We start from the raw sequence: 19,066 nt of genomic DNA, 5'->3' as shown, positions 1-19,066 counted from the left end.
TGCACATGAGCAAAGGGTCTGACATATTGCAATATTTCAGGCTTCGACGGATTATTATTCCGTTGCTCATTGGTGGTATCGTTTCTTTCTATCTCATTTTTTGGAACGGAGAAAATGGTTTCTCCAAATCCAACCTCAACTCCATTTCGTGGCAAGCATCAGCTGGTATATGGCTTTTCTTTGCCGCTGTACTGTTGGTGTTAAGAGATTTTGGCTATATGATTCGGCTAAGAATTTTGAGCCACCGACAACTTACTTGGAAACAATGTTTTCAAATAGTAATACTTTGGGAATTTGCCTCTGCCGTTTCACCCGGAGCAGTTGGTGGAACTGCTGCCGCATTGCTTATCATGGCCAAAGAAAAACTATCGGTGGGCAAAAGCACCTCCATTGTTTTAGTTACCTCCTTGCTCGATGAGTTGTATTATCTTATTATGGTGCCGATTGGCATTTTTTGGTTTAGAAATACCACCGTTTTTCCCGATTTGAATATTGACTGGATTTCGAACCAAGCTTTACCCCTTTATTTCTGGGGAAGTTATATTTTTCTATTTATATGGACCGCCTTTTTGGCATTTTCGCTTTTAGTAAAACCCAATGTAAGCAAGATAATTATTCGTTTTTTTGTGTCACTTCCGGTCTTAAAAAGATTCAGAAAAAAAGGTCTTTTGTTGGCCGATGATTTAATTCAATCCTCCTATTTGCTCAAAAAGGAATCTTCTACTTTTTGGTTAAAATCTATTGCCGTAACCTTTATCATCTGGTCGAGTCGCTTTTTAATTATCAATTGTTTAATTGAAATGGTTCAAAATCATACGCTCGTTACCCATTGGGAAATATATGGCAAACAACTGATTATGTGGATATTGCAAATGACTTCCATCTTTACCATTGGTGCCAGTGGATTTGCAGAGATATTATTTAAAAAGTTTATTGGGTCGTATGCACCGTTTGAATCTGTTGGTCCTTTAATTTTGATTTGGAGAATGCTTACGTACTATCTATACCTGATTTTAGGGTTTATAATTTTGCCTATTTGGTTAAAAAGAGTGGGGCTTAAAATTTCTCTTCCAAAGAAAAAATCAGGGTAAAATCAGTTTTAATTTATCCGCATTCAGCGGCTTCTCCAGCAGATGAATATTTGGGTGGATGCCTTTTGCCATTGCTGCCAATTCCCGATTATATGTAGCCGTTAGCAGCACCAGCACTGGCATTTTGGCTGTAGCTTTCTCGATATATTTACCAAAAAATTCAAGTCCACTCATTACAGGCATCTGATTATCGACCAGAAGGACATCAATATCTTGTTCGTTTTTTATTTGCTCTAATGCATCTACCGGATTGCTAAATATTTGCACAGGAGTGTCTATTCCGGCGGCTTCCATTAGTTTACACGAAATAAACGAATCAATTTCACTATCGTCAATCAGAAAAATGTTCATCGCTTAGGCTTGGCTTGTGCCTCAAAAGCATCCAGTTGATTGGGTATTCTCAACTCAAAACTAGACCCCTCTCCGAGTAAAGAAACAACAGTAACCGTTCCCTCCATATTTTCAACTGTTTGTTTTACCAAATAAAGGCTAATATCTTGGCTCGTGCCTTTGGTCATTATTAAATCAAACAACCCCGATAGCTGGCCGTTTTCAACACCCATACCGTCATCGGTAAAAATAATTTTTACTCGGTCAATGTCGTCAATTATTTCGATATCCAAATTCAGAAGGCCTTTTTGCGGGTTTATTTGTTCTACAATGTGCATCAGCATATTGCTAAACGCAAGTTGCATTCTAAACTTGTCGTTGTAAAAATCGGTATTGTTGTGGTTTTTGATATTGATTTTAATTTTTCCAAAATCCTGAAACACAGATAATGCTTCGAGTGTGGCCTGTATTATTTTATCAAAATCTATTAGGCCAAATGCTTGAACTGGCTCATTGTTTTGATAATGCTCTATAATATTGCGAAGCTGCAAATCTATTTGCAAAATACCTTTTTCAATTATTGACCAATAGTCGGTATCTGTTTCTGATTTGCTTTCCATCTTGGCAATTCTAACAATACCGTGCATGGAAACAAGTGTGCTTCTCATTTCGTTTGAAGACTTGTGCACATACGAATTAAGGTCTTCAAAGGCTTCTTCTAATTCTTTTTGATAAATCGAAATTTGTTTTCGTGCATCATAAATTTCGATGGCTGAATATATCGTTCTACGAAGGTCATGCTCATTCCACGGTTTACTCAAAAATCGATATACTCCGGCTTTATTTATGGCATCCTGCAAAACAGTTTGGTCGGCAAAACCCGTCAGCATTATCCTAATTTTGTCGCTGTGGGTTTCTAAAATGCTTTGAAAGAACTCAACACCAGTTATTCCTCGCATTAAATAGTCGCTGACAATAACCTTTATTTGAGGAAACTCATCCAGTTTTTCCTTTCCTTCTTGTGCCGAAGTGGCGGTTATTACATTAAAATCTCGGCGAAATATGGCTCGAAAGGCCACAATATTGGGGTCTTCGTCATCAACATAAAGTATGTACTCTTTATTGTTATTCAACTTTTTCCTTTTCCACCTTTATGGGCAATTCTATCACAAATGTAGTACCCTTTCCCTTTTCTGATTCAACAAATATATGACCATGATGCTTTTCAATGATACCATAACTTATTGACAATCCTAATCCTGTTCCTTTTCCTACCTCTTTGGTGGTAAAAAACGGATCAAAAATACTATTCTTTACTTCCTCCGGCATCCCACTTCCATTGTCGCTAATTTTTATCACAACCCAATCATCTTTCTGTTCACTTCGTATGGTAAGAATGCCTTCCATGCTTTTGGAATGTTTTTCCCGAATGGCATCTATGGCGTTGTCTATCAGGTTCATAAATACTTGATTTAATTTTCCCAAAAAACAGTCGATATGCGGTATTGAACCCAGTTCGAGGTGAACTGAAATTCCATTTAACTCACTTTTTAAAATGGCTACGGTCGATTTTAGGCCGTTGTTTACATCGGCCTGTTGAAACTCATCTTCATCTGTTCGGGAGAAATTCTTGAGTCCCGTTACAATTTCGGCAGTTCTTTTGGCTCCTTCTTCAATGCCATCTAAAAGCTCGTTCATTTCATTGATAGAATAGTCAATGTCCATCTTTTTCTGTTCTTCAATGATGGCCATCAATTCGCTATCACCCTTCTCTGAAGCTAACTTATTGTATTTATCCAGTATTGAAAGCACATCGGCCAAATCTTGCCTAATCGGTTTTACGTTGGATGAAACAAAATTGATTGGATTATTAATTTCATGGGCAATTCCGGCAGTCAAATGCCCTAAAGAAGCCATCTTCTCAGCCTCTACCAATTGACCCTGCGTTGATTTTAGGTTATCTAATGTTAATTTTAAGTCCTCGTTAATTATTTGAAGTTCCTCGGTTCGTTCAGTAACTTTTGATTCTAATACTGCGGATTGATTGTTTATGAGTTCATGATTTTTTTTCATTTCATTGAGCATGGCTCTTTGAGATTCTTCCCGTTCTACTTTTAAGATATTAATGCTATTAGCTAAGGCGAACGCTAAAAGCAAGGTTTCTAAAGCAGCACCAATGGGCATTGCATAGATAGTTATAAAATGATACGGTAATACATTTGCATCTTTTAGAACATATAGTATTACACCAATTAAAAACACCGACCAAGCCACAAGAAGAAATTTTGCTTCTTTTTGCTCCCATCTAAGGAGTATGAATGACATGTAAATAACCAATAATGAAGCCGCCAAACCTATAATTCTAACAATAATTGATGAAAGGGTTATTTCTCCCATAATAGCGAGCAAAATGCCACAGCTGCTCAAGACTATTACGACCCAAAATATATATATTGACCACTTGAGGTAGTATTTTAAATTCAGAAATTTGAATACGAACCACATACCAAAAATGATTGATAATAAAGGAAAAATAATACCAGAAATATTTGAAAGTACACCGGAATTAGGCCACAGATATTTTCCCAAATAACCGAGCAAAGAACCTTGCCCGAGCATAAGGAATAATATATTTATTACGTATAACAAATAATCTTGAGTTCTAAGTGAGAAATAAATGAAAAGATTATAAAAAATCATTACTAACATAATTCCGAAAAAAACTCCAAAAAAAGTTTCAGCCTTTTGCCTCTTTTGCAGAATTTTCGGTGGAGTATTGACATAGATTGGTATTATTAATTCATCGCTGCTTCTAATCTTAAAATAGATTTCTTTTGATTCTGATGGCAATATTCTGAACTCAAAAAGTGCCTTTGCATCTTGAAATTTTCTCACTGAAAAAGGTTTCATATCTGAAAACGTTTCGACATGTTCATCAACATAAAACTCTATAAAATCAGCATTCGGCTGACCAATTTCAATCATAAGTCTATCAAAATCGGTTTTGTTTCTAATGTTAGTTTTGAGCCAGATGGTTTTTCTGATAAATCCAAAATTAAATACGGAATTGTCAAACCTACTAAATTTTGATTCTGATAAATTCTTGAGATTTTCAAGACTCATTTCATTTGTGGAGTCGATAAAATATAAAAATTGGTTACAGACAATTTTTTCAGGACTCTGCGTTCCAACAATCAACTCGGAACCGAGTAGTTTTAGTGAGGAACACCAGAAAAGAAAAAGGGTAAATATCCTAATGTTCATCTGTAATGTTTAAATCCGTACGAAATGTCAGTTTCAGCTCTAAGTCGTTTATTTTAAGTCGTTTTGCCAAATTTTTATTTTTCCTTAGTTCTTTAATAAAGTTCATTTCTTCTTTTGCAGAAGTGGTAAGTTTTGTACAATCTTCAATTAATACAACTCTTGCTATATAGTCTTTTGTTGGATATTCAAAATCTCCATGATTGCCAAATTGCCTTTGAATTCGAAAACCAGCCGGTTCGAACAAAAACATACTATAGTCAGATGCCAAACCATATAATCTTTTTATTTTAAGTTGTGACAAAATTGCAATGGAACTATTTACGAGCACCCAACTTATACCAAAACCTTTGATTTTTTTTGAATTCCAAAGTCCGCATTGTTCTCCGGCTCCAACTTTCAGGTTCTTGGTAATTTCCAGGCTAACCTTTTCATCAAGTTTAGAAACACCTGCCTCCATCGGCAATTCAGTTTTTCCATCAGCTTTATGGATTCGAATACCGGCCAGCATTTCCTTTTCACGTAGGGCAACCACACAATAAACATTTGGATTAAACATCCAAGTTGGATTGCTGGAGGCCACCGAGGTAACACCGTAGTCTCTTAAAACATTTAGATGTCCCTCAATATATTCAGCACAAAAATTCGGAAAATCAATTGCCCGAAAACAGACAATCTCAAATGAAATCTCAACCTCATTTAATGTCAAAATGTCTATGTTAGGTTCAGTTTTCAATTTTTTACAAAAAAGTGCTGATTAATATTTCTCCTTAAAGAACGAACCCTAATGTCATTCCCTTTGAACAACCTAAAAAGGAAAATTTCACCTACTCCCCCCTCTATATTAAGCAATCGTTTGAATTGCTCTCGCAGGTGTTTCAGTTCTTCCGAAAACTCCTGTAGTTCAGGGTCATTGTTGCTCGAAACATATCGACTAAATATAAATGTTGAAGGGCTAATAGGATGAAACCCTAAATTCAGTTGGGTAGCTTTGAGCCAAACTCGTTCAAGTGCTCTTCCTCCTTCAAAATATCCTTTATGTCCACCATAAGGCATGGTTATGAAACCGATACGGTCGGCTTCTTTGATAGCTTTGGTCATAAGAGTTTCCATTCCAGTACCAAGTTTATTTTTTCGAAGATATTCAGCAACCTTACTGTCACGAGAGACAACCAGACCTGCTCTTTCTGTTTCAGTAATATCTATTGTTCTAAGGTCTATACCATCTTTCGTTTCTTCAGCTTCTTTGGTGGTCCAACGAATTTCTTTAACAAAATCTGAATGCCCACGTTGAGTTAACAGTCTAATTCGCTCAATTGCACTCAAAACTTTACCTAATTCTATTATTTCACTCCCTTCCACCCAACTCAATCTTGCTCCTTCTATCGTAGTGCAAATTTTCTCAAGTTTTAAATAGGTTTCCTCTGGTATAGGTAGCATCTTTCCCAGTGTTCTGTTGCAGCCCCGTTGGTCAATGAATTCTGCTAAACATTCTGAGTCCCTTATTTTTTCATTTTCCGTAAAATCAAAAAATCCAACCAAATTTCTATTGTTATATTTAAACTTAAACTCAGCCTTTATTCCCCTCTTGGCCGATTCTTCCAAAATATTTTGGGTGGCGGCTCCAAACCCCACCATGGTGCCTAAATGATCGAAATCAAGAAACGAGTTAGACAAAGAAAAATCAACAAACATAAAGAGCCTGCCCTTTTCCCACAGCCATTTCCATGGCTGCATATTCCCCCCGGATGGTGCTTTATGTGCTGCCTCTACCAATTGTTTTACTGAATTCATGGCAATGGAGGATGGCACTTCCGGTAGGTGCATTCCAGCAATTTCTATCATTTTCTCAACCGTCAATTCTGGAATATTTTCAGCATCGGAATATAGGTTGGTATTATCTTTTATCCTCTCCCCAACCTCCTCAAAATCGTTATAATATCTTCCTGAAAGCACTTCACTTCCTAACAAAATTCGTCGGGCAACGCTGGTTACCAACCCACCTCCAAACACAACTGAACTGCCTAATTGTGGCCAGGTAGTTATAGTTTGCTCAATCTCTAACATAGAGGCACGCAATAACACAGAAGTATCCTCAATACCAATCATGTCGAGCATATATGGCACTTTTTCTTCGTTGGTTTTTAATGTTTTTAATAGGTCAACGTCGAGGTTTTTTACCAAACCATGCAAAATAGGTCTGTCTGGCTCTAAATCAAATCGTTCTATATCAAGCATTGCCCTATCGTTGGTTTCCATTACCACCGGAATGCCTAACTCCTTTGCTCTATTTCTTGCAATTATTTTGATGTCCAAGCCATCACATTCCTCCACCAATAGGTCGAGTTTGCCTCCTTCTATAAAAAATTGATCGATATTTTCATGGGTAATTCCGCCTTCATATACTTTAACGTTGAGGTAGGGGTCTATTTCTGCAATTTCGCGAGCTGTGGCAATGGCCTTATTTATTCCCAGATTTTGAACACCGCATCTAATTCTGTTTAAATTGCTTACCTCTATTTCGTCGTAGTCTGCCAAACGAATTTCGCCAAATATCCGCTCCATGGCCATTGTAATTGCTACTGCATTGCCTACTGACAAACCAATAACCCCGACCTTTTTTTTTCCCAGCTCTTTTTGTTGTTCCGATGTTATTTTGTACTGATTTCTGTTTGTTCTGACGGTATAAAAATCATCTTTACCTAACAAATGAACAAGAGTATTCAACCATGGATAATAAATCCAGTTGCCAATTTCGGCTGCACTCCTACCATGTAAAAATTCCGAGACCTTTTTATCTAACAAGTCTGGATTTTCCTTAAATTTTATCCGTGGATAATGGCATTTTACCAACTCTTTCAATTGCCCCTCTATCGTGTCTTTTATCACGATTCCATCCCTCCCCCCCAGCCTTTTTACTTCTAGTAGCAAAATTTCTTCTCGGTTGCAATAATCTTTAGACTGAAAAATTACTGCTCGATAACTATCATTCAATATAGGTAATATTTTCCGCAATATACACGGTTTTAAGCAATTAATGACAAAAATAAAAGGTCTTTCATTCAATTTAGAATCAAAATCGTTAACATAATTCGTATTTCTATTGCTTCTTTTGGTTCAAACGTTCAGTTTTTTTTGGTAAAAAAGGTTTTTTTTTGATAAAAGTTTTTATTTTTGTGGTGGTACTTTTAGCATAGGTGCCATTGTTTTACTCTACTACTGTATTATGTTTAATGTTAAAAAAGTTATTAATCATGGCTACTAAAAACATTTCAATCCTTTATTTGGACGACGAAAAAGAGAATCTAACTTCTTTCAGTGCCAATTTCAGACGAGAATTTAATTTGTTTGTTGCCAGCTCCATCGAGGAGGCTTATTCTATTATTGAAAGCAACGAAATACACGTTGTTTTGAGTGACCACAAGATGCCTCATATTACCGGAGTTGAGTTTTTTGAAACACTTAGCAAGACACATCCCACCATTGTTCGCATACTTCTTACAGGTTGTTCGGATTTGGAAATTGCTGTTGAAAGTGTAAATCGCGGACAGATTTTTAAATTCTTATACAAACCTATGGATATAGGTTTGGTTAAAAAGACTATGATTTTGGCCTACGATAAATACATGGCCGACAAAAGAAACCAACAAGAAGTTATTGACCTTATTGAGACTAACGAAAAATTGGAGTTTATGCTCCGCCAAAAACTCATTAGTTAGTCGAACATAACTCTTCAAATAATTTCATACCAATGCACCCTCTGGGGTGGCATAGATGATGGTATGGTTTGAAAATTGTTTCGCCGTTTGGTTTTAGTTGTTTTTAGTCAGCAATATTTCTTTTTGCAGGGTTATTTTTGTAAAAACTTTAGATTTTGGAATTCGAAAAAACAAAACTTGGATTTTCCCTTGGCGACCCGAACGGAATTGGCTTAGAAATTTTAATTAAAGCATTTGAAAACGGTACGTTGTTTAAACACTGCATTCCCGTTCTTTACTCCCCAATTTCAGCATACCGCCATTATGAAGCTTTACTTGAAACCATATCTGTAGAACATAAAATAATAAGAGATGCCGATAATGCCTCAGAGGGTACACTAAATATCCTTGAAATAGAACCTTCCGACTACATACCAACACCCGGAATAGCCACCAAACAAAGTGGTGAGTTAGCTATTGTGTCTTTATTGGCTGCGGTGGAAGACATCAAAAAAGGAAAAATTCATAACATAGTTACACTGCCTATTGACAAAAGCAACACCCATTCTGAAAATTTCAGATATGCAGGGCACACCGACTTTTTGGCCGATACTTTTGGCACAGAAGACTACATGATGCTTTTGGTAAATGACAGCTTTAGAGTAGGGGTAGTAACCGGACATATACCACTTGAGCAAGTTTCGAGCAAAATAACCAAAGAGCTGTTGTCAAAGAAAATTGACATACTCTATCATTCTCTACAATTTGACTTTGCCATAGATAAACCCAAAATTGCTGTTTTGGGATTAAACCCTCACAGCGGAGATAATGGACTAATTGGCAGCGAAGAACTGGAAGTAATAAAACCGACCATAGACAAATATATTAGAGAAGGAAAATTGATTTATGGTCCTTACCCCGCCGATGCTTTTTTTGGAAAAAAACTAAACGAACAATTTGATGCGGTCTTGGCCATGTATCACGATCAAGGTCTTATTCCATTTAAACAGCTGGCATTTGACACCGGAGTAAATTATACTGCCGGCCTGCCCATTGTGAGAACCTCACCCGACCATGGCACCGCTTTTGACATTGCAGGAAAGAACTTAGCAAAGTCAGATTCGTTGGTAAATGCCATATTCATGGCGAAAAGAATATTCCGTAATCGTCTTGATTACAACGAGATAAACAAAAATTTTTTAGACTTCAAATTTCACAAAAGAGAGAAATTTAGCATTGGAGTACCCAACCTAAAATAAACTATATTTTATTGGCAAATAATTTTACCTTTGCCGACCATTTTTGCAAGAGGGATATGAAGCAAAGAGATTTTGTTTTGCAATTTGGCTCCATAAAAGAAGGGAAGCATCAATTTGAGTATCATCTCACAGATTCTTTCTTTAAATTTATTGATGGCAGCCTTATTACCAATGCAAACGTGGTTGTTCTTTTAGAGTTTGAGCGTTTTGTTAACCACCTACAACTCAAATTTGATTTGAAAGGATGGGTTGAAAAAGAATGTGATGTTTGTCTTTCAACAATCCAATATCCGATAAAATCAAGTCAAACCTTGTTGGTTAAAATGAGTTCTTCGCCAGAAGAAGACGAGGCCGAAATTGTTTGGCTTCCTTTAGATGCCCACGAAATTGATTTAACAACTCATCTGTATGATTTTGTTGTACTTTCAATTCCAATAAAAGTGGTTTGCAAAGATTCGCTCAATAGAAAAGAATGTGATAAAGAAATAATTAAAAAAATGTCATTCAAGGAAGATTCAGCCGGAAACGAAAATCATCCAGAATGGCAAAAGTTAAAAGATATATTTAAAAATTGAAAAAATATGGCACATCCCAAGCGTAAGATTTCGAAAACCCGTCGCGACAAGCGAAGAACTCACGACAAATTAGTTGCCAAGCAATTAATTAAAGACCCAAAAACCGGGGAGGTTTCTCAATATCATCGATTGAATTTGGAAACCGGAATGTACCGAGGAAAACAGGTTTTAGAAGTTAGCAGCGAAGCTTAATCTATTAGCAGTCATACGGCCTAAATGAGAATAGGACTTGACGCAATGGGGGGAGACTTTGCCCCCGAGCAAGTAATTCGTGGGGTTATTTCTGCTATGCAGCAGGACGACCTAAGTGAGGTACATTTTGTTTTAATTGGCGACCAACCAGAGTTGGAAAAACGCCTTTCTGGTGTTGAAAACAATGGTCGGTGGTCGATTATACCCAGCACCGAGGTTATCGGTATGGGGGAGCATCCTACACGTGCCATTTCGCAAAAACGAAATTCAAGCATAAATATCGGCCTAAAAATGCTGGCCGAAGGTCAGATTGACGGTTTTGCAGGAGCTGGAAACACAGGAGCCATGATGGTTGGGGCTCTTTACACGGTTAAGGCAATTGAAGGTATTTTAAGACCCTCATTAACCACATTGGTTCCCAAAACCGATGGCACCAGTGGGTTGATGCTCGACGTTGGTGCAAATGCAGATGTGAAACCAGATGTTTTGGCACAATTTGCCGTTTTAGGTTCACTATATGCAAAACATGTTTTGGGTATAGAGCAACCCAAGGTTGGCCTTTTAAGCATTGGCGAAGAAAAAGAAAAAGGAAATCTTGTGAATCAGGCTGCATACCCCATGCTTGAAGACACAAAAAACATCCACTTTATTGGCAATGTAGAAGGTAGAGATTTATTTTCTGACATTGCCGATGTAATTGTTTGCGATGGCTTTACTGGAAATATTGTGCTAAAAACCTGTGAGGGATTTTTCTATCAATTAAAAAAGAGAGGTATAAACGATGAGTTTCTCGACCGTTTCAACTTTGAGATGTATGGCGGAACAGCAATATTGGGCGTAAACAAGCCTGTTATTATCGGACACGGCATCAGCAAAGCCAATACATTTGTGAACATGATTCGGTTAACAAAACAAGTTGTTTTATCCAACTTAATTCAAAAAATAAAGGCATCTCTTTAATTTCTACTATTTTTACCGACTTAAAAATTTGCAATGAGTAAACTACGAGCGGCAATTACGGCAGTTAACGGATATGTTCCGGAAGACGTTGTAACCAACTTCGATTTAGAGAAAATTGTTGACACCACCGATGAATGGATTCGTGCCAGAACAGGAATAGAAACTAGGCACATCCTTAAAGGAGAGGGTAAAGGAATTTCGGCAATGGCCATTCCTGCAGTAGAAGGCCTTTTGAAAAAAAGGGGTATATCTGCCAAAGAAATAGATTTACTTATCTGTGCGTCCGTTACTCCTGATTTAATATTTCCGGCCACAGCCAACATTATTTGTGACAAATTAGGAGCAACCAATGCATGGGGGTACGATTTAGCCGCTGCCTGCTCCGGATTTATGTTTGCACTGGAGACTGGTCGTCGGTTTGTAGAAAGCGGACAATATAAAAAAGTAGTCATAATTGGTGCCGACAAAATGTCGTCAATTATTGACTATGAAGACCGAAATACCTGCATTATTTTTGGCGACGGTTGCGGAGCAGTTCTGTTAGAACCAACCCAAGAAGAGTTTGGCATTATGGACAGCATTTTGAAAGTTGATGGATCGGGCGTTGAGTTTTTGCATCAAAAAGCTGGAGGCTCTGCCATGCCACCCTCCCACAAAACTGTCGATGAACGTTTGCACTACGTGCACCAAGAAGGTAAAACGGTTTTTAAATTTGCCGTTACCAATATGGCTCAAGTTAGCTACGATATCATGCAAAGAAATAATTTGAGCAGCGATGACGTAAATTGGCTTGTTCCGCACCAAGCAAACAAACGGATTATTGACGCTACAGCCGACAGAATGGGCTTGCCGGCCGAGAGAGTAATGGTAAATATTCAAAAGTATGGAAACACTACTTCTGGCACGCTACCATTATGCTTGTGGGATTATGAAAAACAACTTAGAAAGGGCGACAACATAATTCTTGCCGCATTTGGCGGTGGTTTTACGTGGGGTGCAATATATATTAAGTGGGCCTATAACGGCTCCTAAAAAGATAATTCCGGTTTACAATATTTTTTACTTAATTTGAATTATGGATTTAAAAGAAATTCAACAACTCGTAAGACTGATTTCAGCATCAGAGGTTGATCAATTAGAGATTAACAACAAAGATTTCAGCATAAAAATCAAAAAAAATACAGGTAAAGGCCAGTTTGTTTCTGTTGCCGCTGCTCCTCAAATTCAGATACCACAGGTTGCTACAGCACCTGCGGCACCTGCTGTGGCTGCCGCCCCTGCCCCATCAGCTCCAAAAGCAGAAGAAGCAGTGGTAGGTGTAGAAATAAAATCACCCATGATTGGCACGTTTTACCGAAGTTCATCGCCCGACAAACCACCTTTTGTGCAGGTAGGTGACGAAATAAGAGTTGGTCAAACACTTTGCATTGTTGAGGCCATGAAATTGTTCAATGAAATTGAGTCTGAAATTTCGGGCAAAATTGTTAAAATTTTGGTTGACGATGCCTCACCGGTGGAATACGACCAACCTTTGTTCATTGTAGAGCCAAGTTAAATATGGGGTTTCCCCGACTTTTTTTAACAAAAGAGGTTTAAAATGTTTAAGAAAATATTAATCGCCAATCGAGGTGAGATAGCGTTGAGAATTATCCGTACCTGTAAGGAAATGGGTATAAAAACCGTTGCCGTTTACTCAACAGCCGATAAAGACAGTATTCATTTAAAATTTGCGGATGAGGCAGTATGTATTGGCCCAGCCCCAAGTTCAGAATCCTATTTGAGCATGCCCAACATTATGGCTGCTGCCGAAATTACCAATGCTGATGCCATCCATCCTGGCTACGGTTTTTTGTCGGAAAATGCAAAATTCTCTGAGCTTTGTCGTGAGAGCGGCATTAAGTTTATTGGTGCATCGCCCGAAATGATTAATGCCATGGGCGACAAGGCAAATGCCAAGGCCACCATGAAAAAAGCCGGAGTTCCGTGCGTGCCGGGTTCTGACGGATTGTTGAGCAGCTTGGAAGAAGGAATTAAATTGGCCAACGAAGAAATAGGCTATCCGGTAATAATGAAAGCCACTGCCGGCGGTGGTGGTCGTGGAATGCGGATTGTTTGGAACGATGAAGAATTTGAAAATGCTTGGCACAGTGCCCGTAAAGAAGCGGCTGCCGCATTTGGAAATGACGGAATGTATCTTGAAAAATTTGTTCAAGAACCCCGCCACATCGAAATTCAGATTGCCGGCGACCAATATGGAAAGGTTTGTCATTTGAGCGAACGTGATTGCTCAATACAACGTCGGCATCAAAAATTAATAGAAGAAGCACCCTCACCCTTTGTTACCGAAGAACTTCGGCAAAAAATGGGCGATGCAGCCATAAAAGCTGCAAGTGCCATCAGCTACGAAGGCGTTGGAACTATCGAATTTTTGGTTGATAAAGACAGAAATTTCTATTTCATGGAAATGAATACCCGTATTCAGGTAGAACACCCTGTTACAGAAGAGGTTATAAACCATGATTTGATTATGGAGCAAATTAAAATTGCTGCCGGAATACCTATTTCAGGTAAAAATTATTTGCCTCAAGGACATAGCATTGAGTGCAGAATCAACGCCGAAGACCCTTTCAATAATTTTATGCCAAGCCCTGGTTTAATATCTATTTTACACAAACCGGGTGGTCATGGTGTGCGGGTGGACAGCCACATTTATGCTGGCTATAAAATTCCGTCAAACTATGATTCGATGATTGCAAAACTAATTGTAAAAGCCAATACCCGCGAGGAGGCTATTACAAAAATGCACCGTGCATTGAGCGAATTTGTGATTGAAGGCATCAAGACCACCATACCACTTCAAATGAAGATTATGGAGGACGAAGATTTCAAAGCAGGCAATTTTACCACTAAGTTTATGGAGACTTTTAAGTTTTAGTCTGCCTAAAATTCACAACTACTCCAAATACTTTGCATCGTATGTTCGCTCTTTCCACACCGATTTGATGGGGAGAAAGTAAAAAATGGCAGTGGCTAAAGTATTTATTTGCACATATACATCGTATTGAAATAGTTGCCACAAACTTGGTTTTTGCAATTTCATTAAAAGAAACAACGACTGGATATAGAGCGATTGTATGGCGTATTTGGTAAACCAAATACCCAAAGCCAGCATTGGATTAAATATAGCTAAAACAAGCAATGCCGGGGTGAACAAGCCGTACAGAATTATTAAAAATTTCCAATTCAAAGGTAGCTCTCTAGCCCCTATTAGCCAGCGTTTTCGTTGATGAAGCATTTCTAAAACGGTGTCGATATGCGAGGCCAAACCCAAACTATCAGTTGTAAAAATGGTACGCCACTGCCAACCGTTTCGGGTCACTTCCTTAAATAATTTGTAATCTTCGGTTATTGAAAAATCAATATTTTCATAACCTCCGGTTTGCCAATAGGCTTTCGCTCTAACGGCCATATTGTTTCCAACCGAGGTGCAGGCAACACCCATGTTGGCAAAACTTTGAATATAGCCCATAAAATGCAGCCAATCAATAGATTGCATTTTAGAAAATAGCGAAGATTGGGCTTGGCACGTTGTTGTACCCGATACAATCCCGACTTCGCTGTCAAATTGAGCCAACAACACATTTATCCATTCTTTTGGTAGCAATACGTCAACATCGGTTATAAAATAAAACTCTCCGGTAGCTTTGTGGGCTAAATGTGCCAAAACATTGGCCTTACCTCTGCCTTTTCCCATGTTTTCATGAATGTTAATGAGTTGAAAATTAGAATGTTGAGCTATGAAATTTTCGACCATCTCCGCTGTTCGGTCTGAGCTGTCGTCGTTTCCTATCAATACCTCCAATTTATCCTTTGGGTAGTTGAGGTTGGCAATGGCTGTTAAGCTACGAATTATCAGTTTCTCCTCGTTGCGGGCGGCTAAGAGTAAACTTATTCTGGGCTGTTCTTTAAACTTTTTAACCGGTTTCGAGTCTTCCCTAAAAATGACAAAAAAGCTAACCAGTTGAATGGCAAAAAACACCGTTACCAACCCAATGCAAATCCATACTACAAGCGGCATGACGTGAAATTATTTTGTACTAAATACTGGCAAAATTCGGGCAATAGAGCTTTTACATTTTCTAATGACTTTAGGCTGTCGTGAAAAACAAAAATGGCACCGGGTTTTACCGCCGATTTAAGAATTTCGAGCGATTCTTTTCGGTCAAGATTTTTTTTATAATCCCCTGAAAGACAGGTCCACATGATTATGTCATAATTAGATTTGATTTTTTGAATTTGCACTGGGCTAATTTTTCCATAAGGAGGCCGAAAAAGTTTACTTTCTATGTGTTTTGCTGCCTCCTCAATGTTTGAAATATAGTGTTGGTTGCTGGTGTGCATACCATTCAAATGGTTGTGTGTATGATTGCCCACCGCATGTCCTTTGGATTTAACTTTCTGATATACAGAGGGGTACTTAACCACATTGTCACCAATACAAAAAAAAGTGGCCTTAAAATTGAAATCATCCAAAATGCCAAGCACGTATTCTGTTGCTTCCGGATTTGGGCCATCGTCAAACGTTAGATAAACCTTTTTCTGATTTTCTTTTTTTTGCCATATCAAACCCGGATATACCCATTTGTATAAACGAGATTTATAAATCACAGAATTCACCCTTCAAAACTAATATTAACCATAGAAATAATATTTTAATTTGTCGAAAGTGCAATAGGCCTTTGTCGGATAGAATTAGATTTGCCATTGGCTTCAAAAAATTTGATAATATGAAAAAAGGTGTTTTTCTGATAGTTAGTTTGTTGGCATTTGGCTATGTTTTTGGCCAGGATAAAAAGACTTGGAATTTGCAAGAATGCATTGAATATGCCTTGCAGCACAACCCAAATTTATTGAATAGCCAACTGACTGTTGAGCAGGCATCAAACAATTTGCAGCAAGATAAATTAGACAGATACCCCACCCTAAACTCTTCTGCATCACACAATTACAATTTTGGTAGGACTATCGACCCGTTTACCAATCAGTTTGTAAATCAGAGCATTCAATCAAACAATTTTTCGCTAAACAGTGGTGTAACGCTCTACAATGGGTATCGTCTTCGGAACAACATCAACCTATCGGCCAATTCGATGGAAAGAGCCGAGCTTTCAAAAAAAGCCGCTGAAAATGATTTGGCCATGGCGGTAGCGAATGTCTATTTGCAAATTATTTTGGCCGAAAAACAATTAGAAAGCCTTCAGGAAACCAACAAAAACACAAAAACACAAATGGATCAGGCAAAAAAACTATACGAAGGAGGCACGGCCAACCAAAGCAGATATTTAACATTTAAAGCCCAAGATGCCCGCGATCAAATGAATATTCAAACAGCAAAGAGTACTATTCGAATGGTCTATTTGCAGCTTATACAACTGATGCAACTTCCATCAAATGAAGCATTTCAAATTGATATTCCGCAGTTTTCGAATGTACCTTTGGCCGTGCCATATTCTATGAATGATTTGATGGCTGCCTCCTCAAAAGCACTGCCCAATATGCAAATTGCTGAAAATCAAGTGAAGGCATCCGAATTGAGTGAAAAAATTGCGGAAGCTGCACTGTATCCAAGACTTATGCTTTTTGGCAATGTCAATACTCTATATTCCGAATCGCGGTTAGAAAAATTTAATCCAACTACAAACACGGTGCCTATTGGCTATGTGCAGGGCACTAACGAGCCAGTGTTGAGCCAGTTTACCAGTTATCAAACTAAAACTTCCCCTTTTGGAAATCAACTTTCAGACAACTTTGGTCAGGCCATTGGGCTAAGTTTGTCTATTCCTATTTACAACAACAATCAAGCGAAAACAAGTGTAGAAAACGCCAAAATATCGACCGAGATGGCTCAAAATAATTTGCAGGTAACTCAAAATCAATTAAATGCAGACATTATCCAATCGTACAGCGATTTTGAAAATTCAGTAGCAGCCTACCAATCGGCGTTGGAAAACAAAAAAGCTCAACAAGAAAATTACGATTTTAGTAAAAAAACCTATGAGGCTGGCGTTGCAACAGCCGCCGAAATGATAATTGCCCAAAACAACCTTAGTCAGGCAGAAATTGATTTGGAGCGAGCTAAAATGCAACTCATTTTTAATCACACCCTTTTAGAATTTTATAATTCGGGAGAAATCAAGTTGGTTGAGTAATTTTGAGTAATTATTTGACTCATTTATTCGCTTTATGAAACTCCTTTATACATTTATCGCCATACTTTTATCCCAAAATGTTTTAGCCACCACTTGGCAAGTAGGCCCCGGCCAAACCTATAAGTTTTGCAGCGAAGTATCAGCAAAGGTGCAGCACAATGACACCGTTACCATAGATTTTGCTACCTACACAAACGATAAGCAGGTGACCTGGAATAAAAATAATTTGCTAATTATAGGCGTGGGAGGAAGACCAAAATTAGTTGCGGGAGATGTGATAGCCAATGACAATAGCAATGGAAAAGGCATTTTTGTGGTGAGTGGCTCTAACGTGCGTATTGAAAACCTCGAATTTACAAATGCTAAGGTGGTTGACCATAACGGAGCAGGAATACGCCAAGAGGGTGCAAATCTGTTCGTGCACCGATGCAAATTTGATGGCAATGAAATGGGCATTTTGAGCGGCAATATCTCAAATTGCAAGACTGTTGTTGAATACTGCGAATTTATAAACGGAGGCAGCCCGGCAAATCCCGGCTACCAGCACAACATATACATCAACCACATTGATACGCTGATATTTAGATACAATTTTAGTTACAATGCCATTGCTCAAGGACATGAATTTAAAAGTCGGGCAAACTATAATTTAATTCTATACAACACCATTTCTAACTATCAAACGGTGGACAGTAGAAACATTGACATACCCAATGGGGGAACCACCGTTGTGATGGGAAACATCATCGAACAAGGCCCGAATTCTGCAAACAGCAACATATTGGGTTATGGCAAAGAAGGTCTTTCAAACACTGCCAATCACGAACTTTGGGTAGTCAACAACACATTTGTAAACAAAAACACAAAAGGTAGTTTTATCGACATCAATCCGTCTGCCCAAAAATTATTCTTAAAAAACAACATCCTTGCCGGAGCAAAAACCGGAGGATTAATTATCGGCTCTCCATCGGCAATCGACTCTTCAAACAATTTTATTACCGACATTATTGCGAATTGCGGTTTTGAAAATGCGAATGCCAACAATTACAGATTGTTGAGCAACTCAGCAGCAGTGGATGCCGGAATCAGCATATCTTTCACGGTTATGGGCTTATCCTTGATACCAACCAAAAGCTATTTAGACACTTGCAATGTAGAAGCTCGAAATACGTTTGATCAAATTGATATTGGGGCGTTTGAATACACTAAAACTTCCTCGGTTTCTGACGTAAATTCTGCCAAAAGCTGGACCCTCTACCCAAATCCTGCAATTCATTTTATTCGTTTGAATGGAATCGAAAATCAGTCTGAAAAAATACAACTGTTCAACAGCAATGGCATTTTGATGAAAGAAATGATGGTATTCGAAAATCAAAACATCAATATTGAAGACCTTTCTGAAGGAATGTATTTTTTGAAAAGTGAAAACGATAGTTTTACCACACTGAAATTCGTTAAACTTTAATTGAAATATTTTACTATCTCTTAGAT

The 19,066-nt window shown here is 38.1% G+C and carries 18 protein-coding genes; 11 read left to right on the top strand and 7 right to left on the bottom strand.

Annotated elements, in window-relative coordinates; all coding sequences use genetic code 11:
• Positions 1-5: 5 nt before the first annotated feature.
• Positions 6-1,091 carry a flippase-like domain-containing protein gene (locus H6607_01635; protein ID MCB9261062.1) on the top strand — a complete coding sequence of 362 codons (1,086 nt, stop codon included), beginning with the start codon at positions 6-8 and terminating at the stop codon, positions 1,089-1,091.
• Here H6607_01635 and H6607_01630 read toward each other — a convergent pair.
• From H6607_01630 to H6607_01610, 5 genes are read right to left on the bottom strand one after another with little or no spacing between them, the layout of a single operon-like run.
• Complete coding sequence (locus tag H6607_01630) at positions 1,083-1,442, bottom strand: response regulator (GenBank protein ID MCB9261061.1); 360 nt, start codon at positions 1,440-1,442, stop codon at positions 1,083-1,085. The two genes, H6607_01635 and H6607_01630, sit on opposite strands and share 9 nt — an antisense overlap.
• Positions 1,439-2,554, bottom strand: coding sequence for a hybrid sensor histidine kinase/response regulator (locus H6607_01625; GenBank protein MCB9261060.1), 1,116 nt, complete (start codon positions 2,552-2,554; stop codon positions 1,439-1,441). Before H6607_01625 ends, H6607_01630 begins: the two co-directional genes overlap by 4 nt.
• The gene (locus tag H6607_01620) at positions 2,547-4,685 is read right to left on the bottom strand and encodes a GHKL domain-containing protein (protein ID MCB9261059.1); all 2,139 of its coding nucleotides are present in this window, start codon (positions 4,683-4,685) and stop codon (positions 2,547-2,549) included. Before H6607_01620 ends, H6607_01625 begins: the two co-directional genes overlap by 8 nt.
• Positions 4,675-5,418, bottom strand: a complete 744-nt coding sequence (locus tag H6607_01615) for a hypothetical protein (GenBank protein ID MCB9261058.1) — start codon at positions 5,416-5,418, stop codon at positions 4,675-4,677. Before H6607_01615 ends, H6607_01620 begins: the two co-directional genes overlap by 11 nt.
• Entirely contained in the window at positions 5,415-7,697 is a 2,283-nt protein-coding gene (locus tag H6607_01610) for an Rv1355c family protein (GenBank protein ID MCB9261057.1), read from the bottom strand. Before H6607_01610 ends, H6607_01615 begins: the two co-directional genes overlap by 4 nt.
• Positions 7,698-7,915: 218 nt before the next feature.
• Between H6607_01610 and H6607_01605 the strand changes: the two genes are divergently transcribed.
• From H6607_01605 to accC, 8 genes are all read left to right on the top strand, one after another.
• The gene (locus tag H6607_01605; protein ID MCB9261056.1) at positions 7,916-8,401 is read left to right on the top strand and encodes a response regulator; all 486 of its coding nucleotides are present in this window, start codon (positions 7,916-7,918) and stop codon (positions 8,399-8,401) included.
• Positions 8,402-8,556: 155 nt separating this feature from the next.
• A complete protein-coding gene (pdxA, locus tag H6607_01600) occupies positions 8,557-9,639 on the top strand; it encodes a 4-hydroxythreonine-4-phosphate dehydrogenase PdxA (protein MCB9261055.1) in 1,083 nt (360 codons plus the stop codon).
• Positions 9,640-9,695: 56 nt separating this feature from the next.
• A complete protein-coding gene (locus tag H6607_01595; protein ID MCB9261054.1) occupies positions 9,696-10,214 on the top strand; it encodes a DUF177 domain-containing protein in 519 nt (172 codons plus the stop codon).
• Between the two features lie 6 nt (positions 10,215-10,220).
• The gene (gene rpmF, locus H6607_01590) at positions 10,221-10,406 is read left to right on the top strand and encodes a 50S ribosomal protein L32 (GenBank protein MCB9261053.1); all 186 of its coding nucleotides are present in this window, start codon (positions 10,221-10,223) and stop codon (positions 10,404-10,406) included.
• A gap of 24 nt (positions 10,407-10,430) precedes the next feature.
• Positions 10,431-11,366 (top strand): phosphate acyltransferase PlsX, encoded by a 936-nt coding sequence (plsX, locus tag H6607_01585; GenBank protein MCB9261052.1) that lies wholly within the window; start codon positions 10,431-10,433, stop codon positions 11,364-11,366.
• 33 nt (positions 11,367-11,399) lie between these two features.
• Positions 11,400-12,398, top strand: coding sequence for a ketoacyl-ACP synthase III (locus tag H6607_01580; protein ID MCB9261051.1), 999 nt, complete (start codon positions 11,400-11,402; stop codon positions 12,396-12,398).
• A gap of 43 nt (positions 12,399-12,441) precedes the next feature.
• The gene (gene accB, locus H6607_01575) at positions 12,442-12,921 is read left to right on the top strand and encodes an acetyl-CoA carboxylase biotin carboxyl carrier protein (GenBank protein MCB9261050.1); all 480 of its coding nucleotides are present in this window, start codon (positions 12,442-12,444) and stop codon (positions 12,919-12,921) included.
• Between the two features lie 42 nt (positions 12,922-12,963).
• Positions 12,964-14,301, top strand: a complete 1,338-nt coding sequence (accC, locus tag H6607_01570) for an acetyl-CoA carboxylase biotin carboxylase subunit (protein MCB9261049.1) — start codon at positions 12,964-12,966, stop codon at positions 14,299-14,301.
• A gap of 18 nt (positions 14,302-14,319) precedes the next feature.
• On the opposite strand, the gene H6607_01565 is transcribed toward accC, so the two are convergent.
• Together H6607_01565 and H6607_01560 are read right to left on the bottom strand one after the other, a co-directional pair.
• Positions 14,320-15,444, bottom strand: coding sequence for a glycosyltransferase (locus tag H6607_01565; GenBank protein MCB9261048.1), 1,125 nt, complete (start codon positions 15,442-15,444; stop codon positions 14,320-14,322).
• Positions 15,432-16,034 carry a polysaccharide deacetylase family protein gene (locus H6607_01560; protein MCB9261047.1) on the bottom strand — a complete coding sequence of 201 codons (603 nt, stop codon included), beginning with the start codon at positions 16,032-16,034 and terminating at the stop codon, positions 15,432-15,434. The genes H6607_01565 and H6607_01560 overlap by 13 nt, the downstream gene beginning before the upstream one ends.
• A 119-nt stretch (positions 16,035-16,153) precedes the next feature.
• Between H6607_01560 and H6607_01555 the strand changes: the two genes are divergently transcribed.
• Together H6607_01555 and H6607_01550 are read left to right on the top strand one after the other, a co-directional pair.
• Positions 16,154-17,575, top strand: a complete 1,422-nt coding sequence (locus H6607_01555) for a TolC family protein (protein MCB9261046.1) — start codon at positions 16,154-16,156, stop codon at positions 17,573-17,575.
• 34 nt (positions 17,576-17,609) lie between these two features.
• Entirely contained in the window at positions 17,610-19,040 is a 1,431-nt protein-coding gene (locus tag H6607_01550; protein ID MCB9261045.1) for a T9SS type A sorting domain-containing protein, read from the top strand.
• The last annotated feature ends 26 nt before the right edge of the window (positions 19,041-19,066 follow it).

This window comes from Flavobacteriales bacterium (assembly GCA_020635395.1).
Classification (GTDB): domain Bacteria; phylum Bacteroidota; class Bacteroidia; order NS11-12g; family UBA9320; genus UBA987.
Note: the sequence above shows the minus strand (reverse complement) of the source record. Positions and strands in the feature narration are given on the sequence as shown.

Coding starts and splice junctions, on each gene's coding strand:
- H6607_01635 (MCB9261062.1), top strand. CDS start 6: ATGAGCAAAGGGTCTGACATATTGCAATATTTCAGGCTTCGACGGATT.
- H6607_01630 (MCB9261061.1), bottom strand. CDS start 1,442: ATGAACATTTTTCTGATTGACGATAGTGAAATTGATTCGTTTATTTCG.
- H6607_01620 (MCB9261059.1), bottom strand. CDS start 4,685: ATGAACATTAGGATATTTACCCTTTTTCTTTTCTGGTGTTCCTCACTA.
- H6607_01605 (MCB9261056.1), top strand. CDS start 7,916: ATGTTAAAAAAGTTATTAATCATGGCTACTAAAAACATTTCAATCCTT.
- H6607_01595 (MCB9261054.1), top strand. CDS start 9,696: ATGAAGCAAAGAGATTTTGTTTTGCAATTTGGCTCCATAAAAGAAGGG.
- rpmF (MCB9261053.1), top strand. CDS start 10,221: ATGGCACATCCCAAGCGTAAGATTTCGAAAACCCGTCGCGACAAGCGA.
- plsX (MCB9261052.1), top strand. CDS start 10,431: ATGAGAATAGGACTTGACGCAATGGGGGGAGACTTTGCCCCCGAGCAA.
- H6607_01580 (MCB9261051.1), top strand. CDS start 11,400: ATGAGTAAACTACGAGCGGCAATTACGGCAGTTAACGGATATGTTCCG.
- accB (MCB9261050.1), top strand. CDS start 12,442: ATGGATTTAAAAGAAATTCAACAACTCGTAAGACTGATTTCAGCATCA.
- accC (MCB9261049.1), top strand. CDS start 12,964: ATGTTTAAGAAAATATTAATCGCCAATCGAGGTGAGATAGCGTTGAGA.
- H6607_01565 (MCB9261048.1), bottom strand. CDS start 15,444: ATGCCGCTTGTAGTATGGATTTGCATTGGGTTGGTAACGGTGTTTTTT.
- H6607_01555 (MCB9261046.1), top strand. CDS start 16,154: ATGAAAAAAGGTGTTTTTCTGATAGTTAGTTTGTTGGCATTTGGCTAT.
- H6607_01550 (MCB9261045.1), top strand. CDS start 17,610: ATGAAACTCCTTTATACATTTATCGCCATACTTTTATCCCAAAATGTT.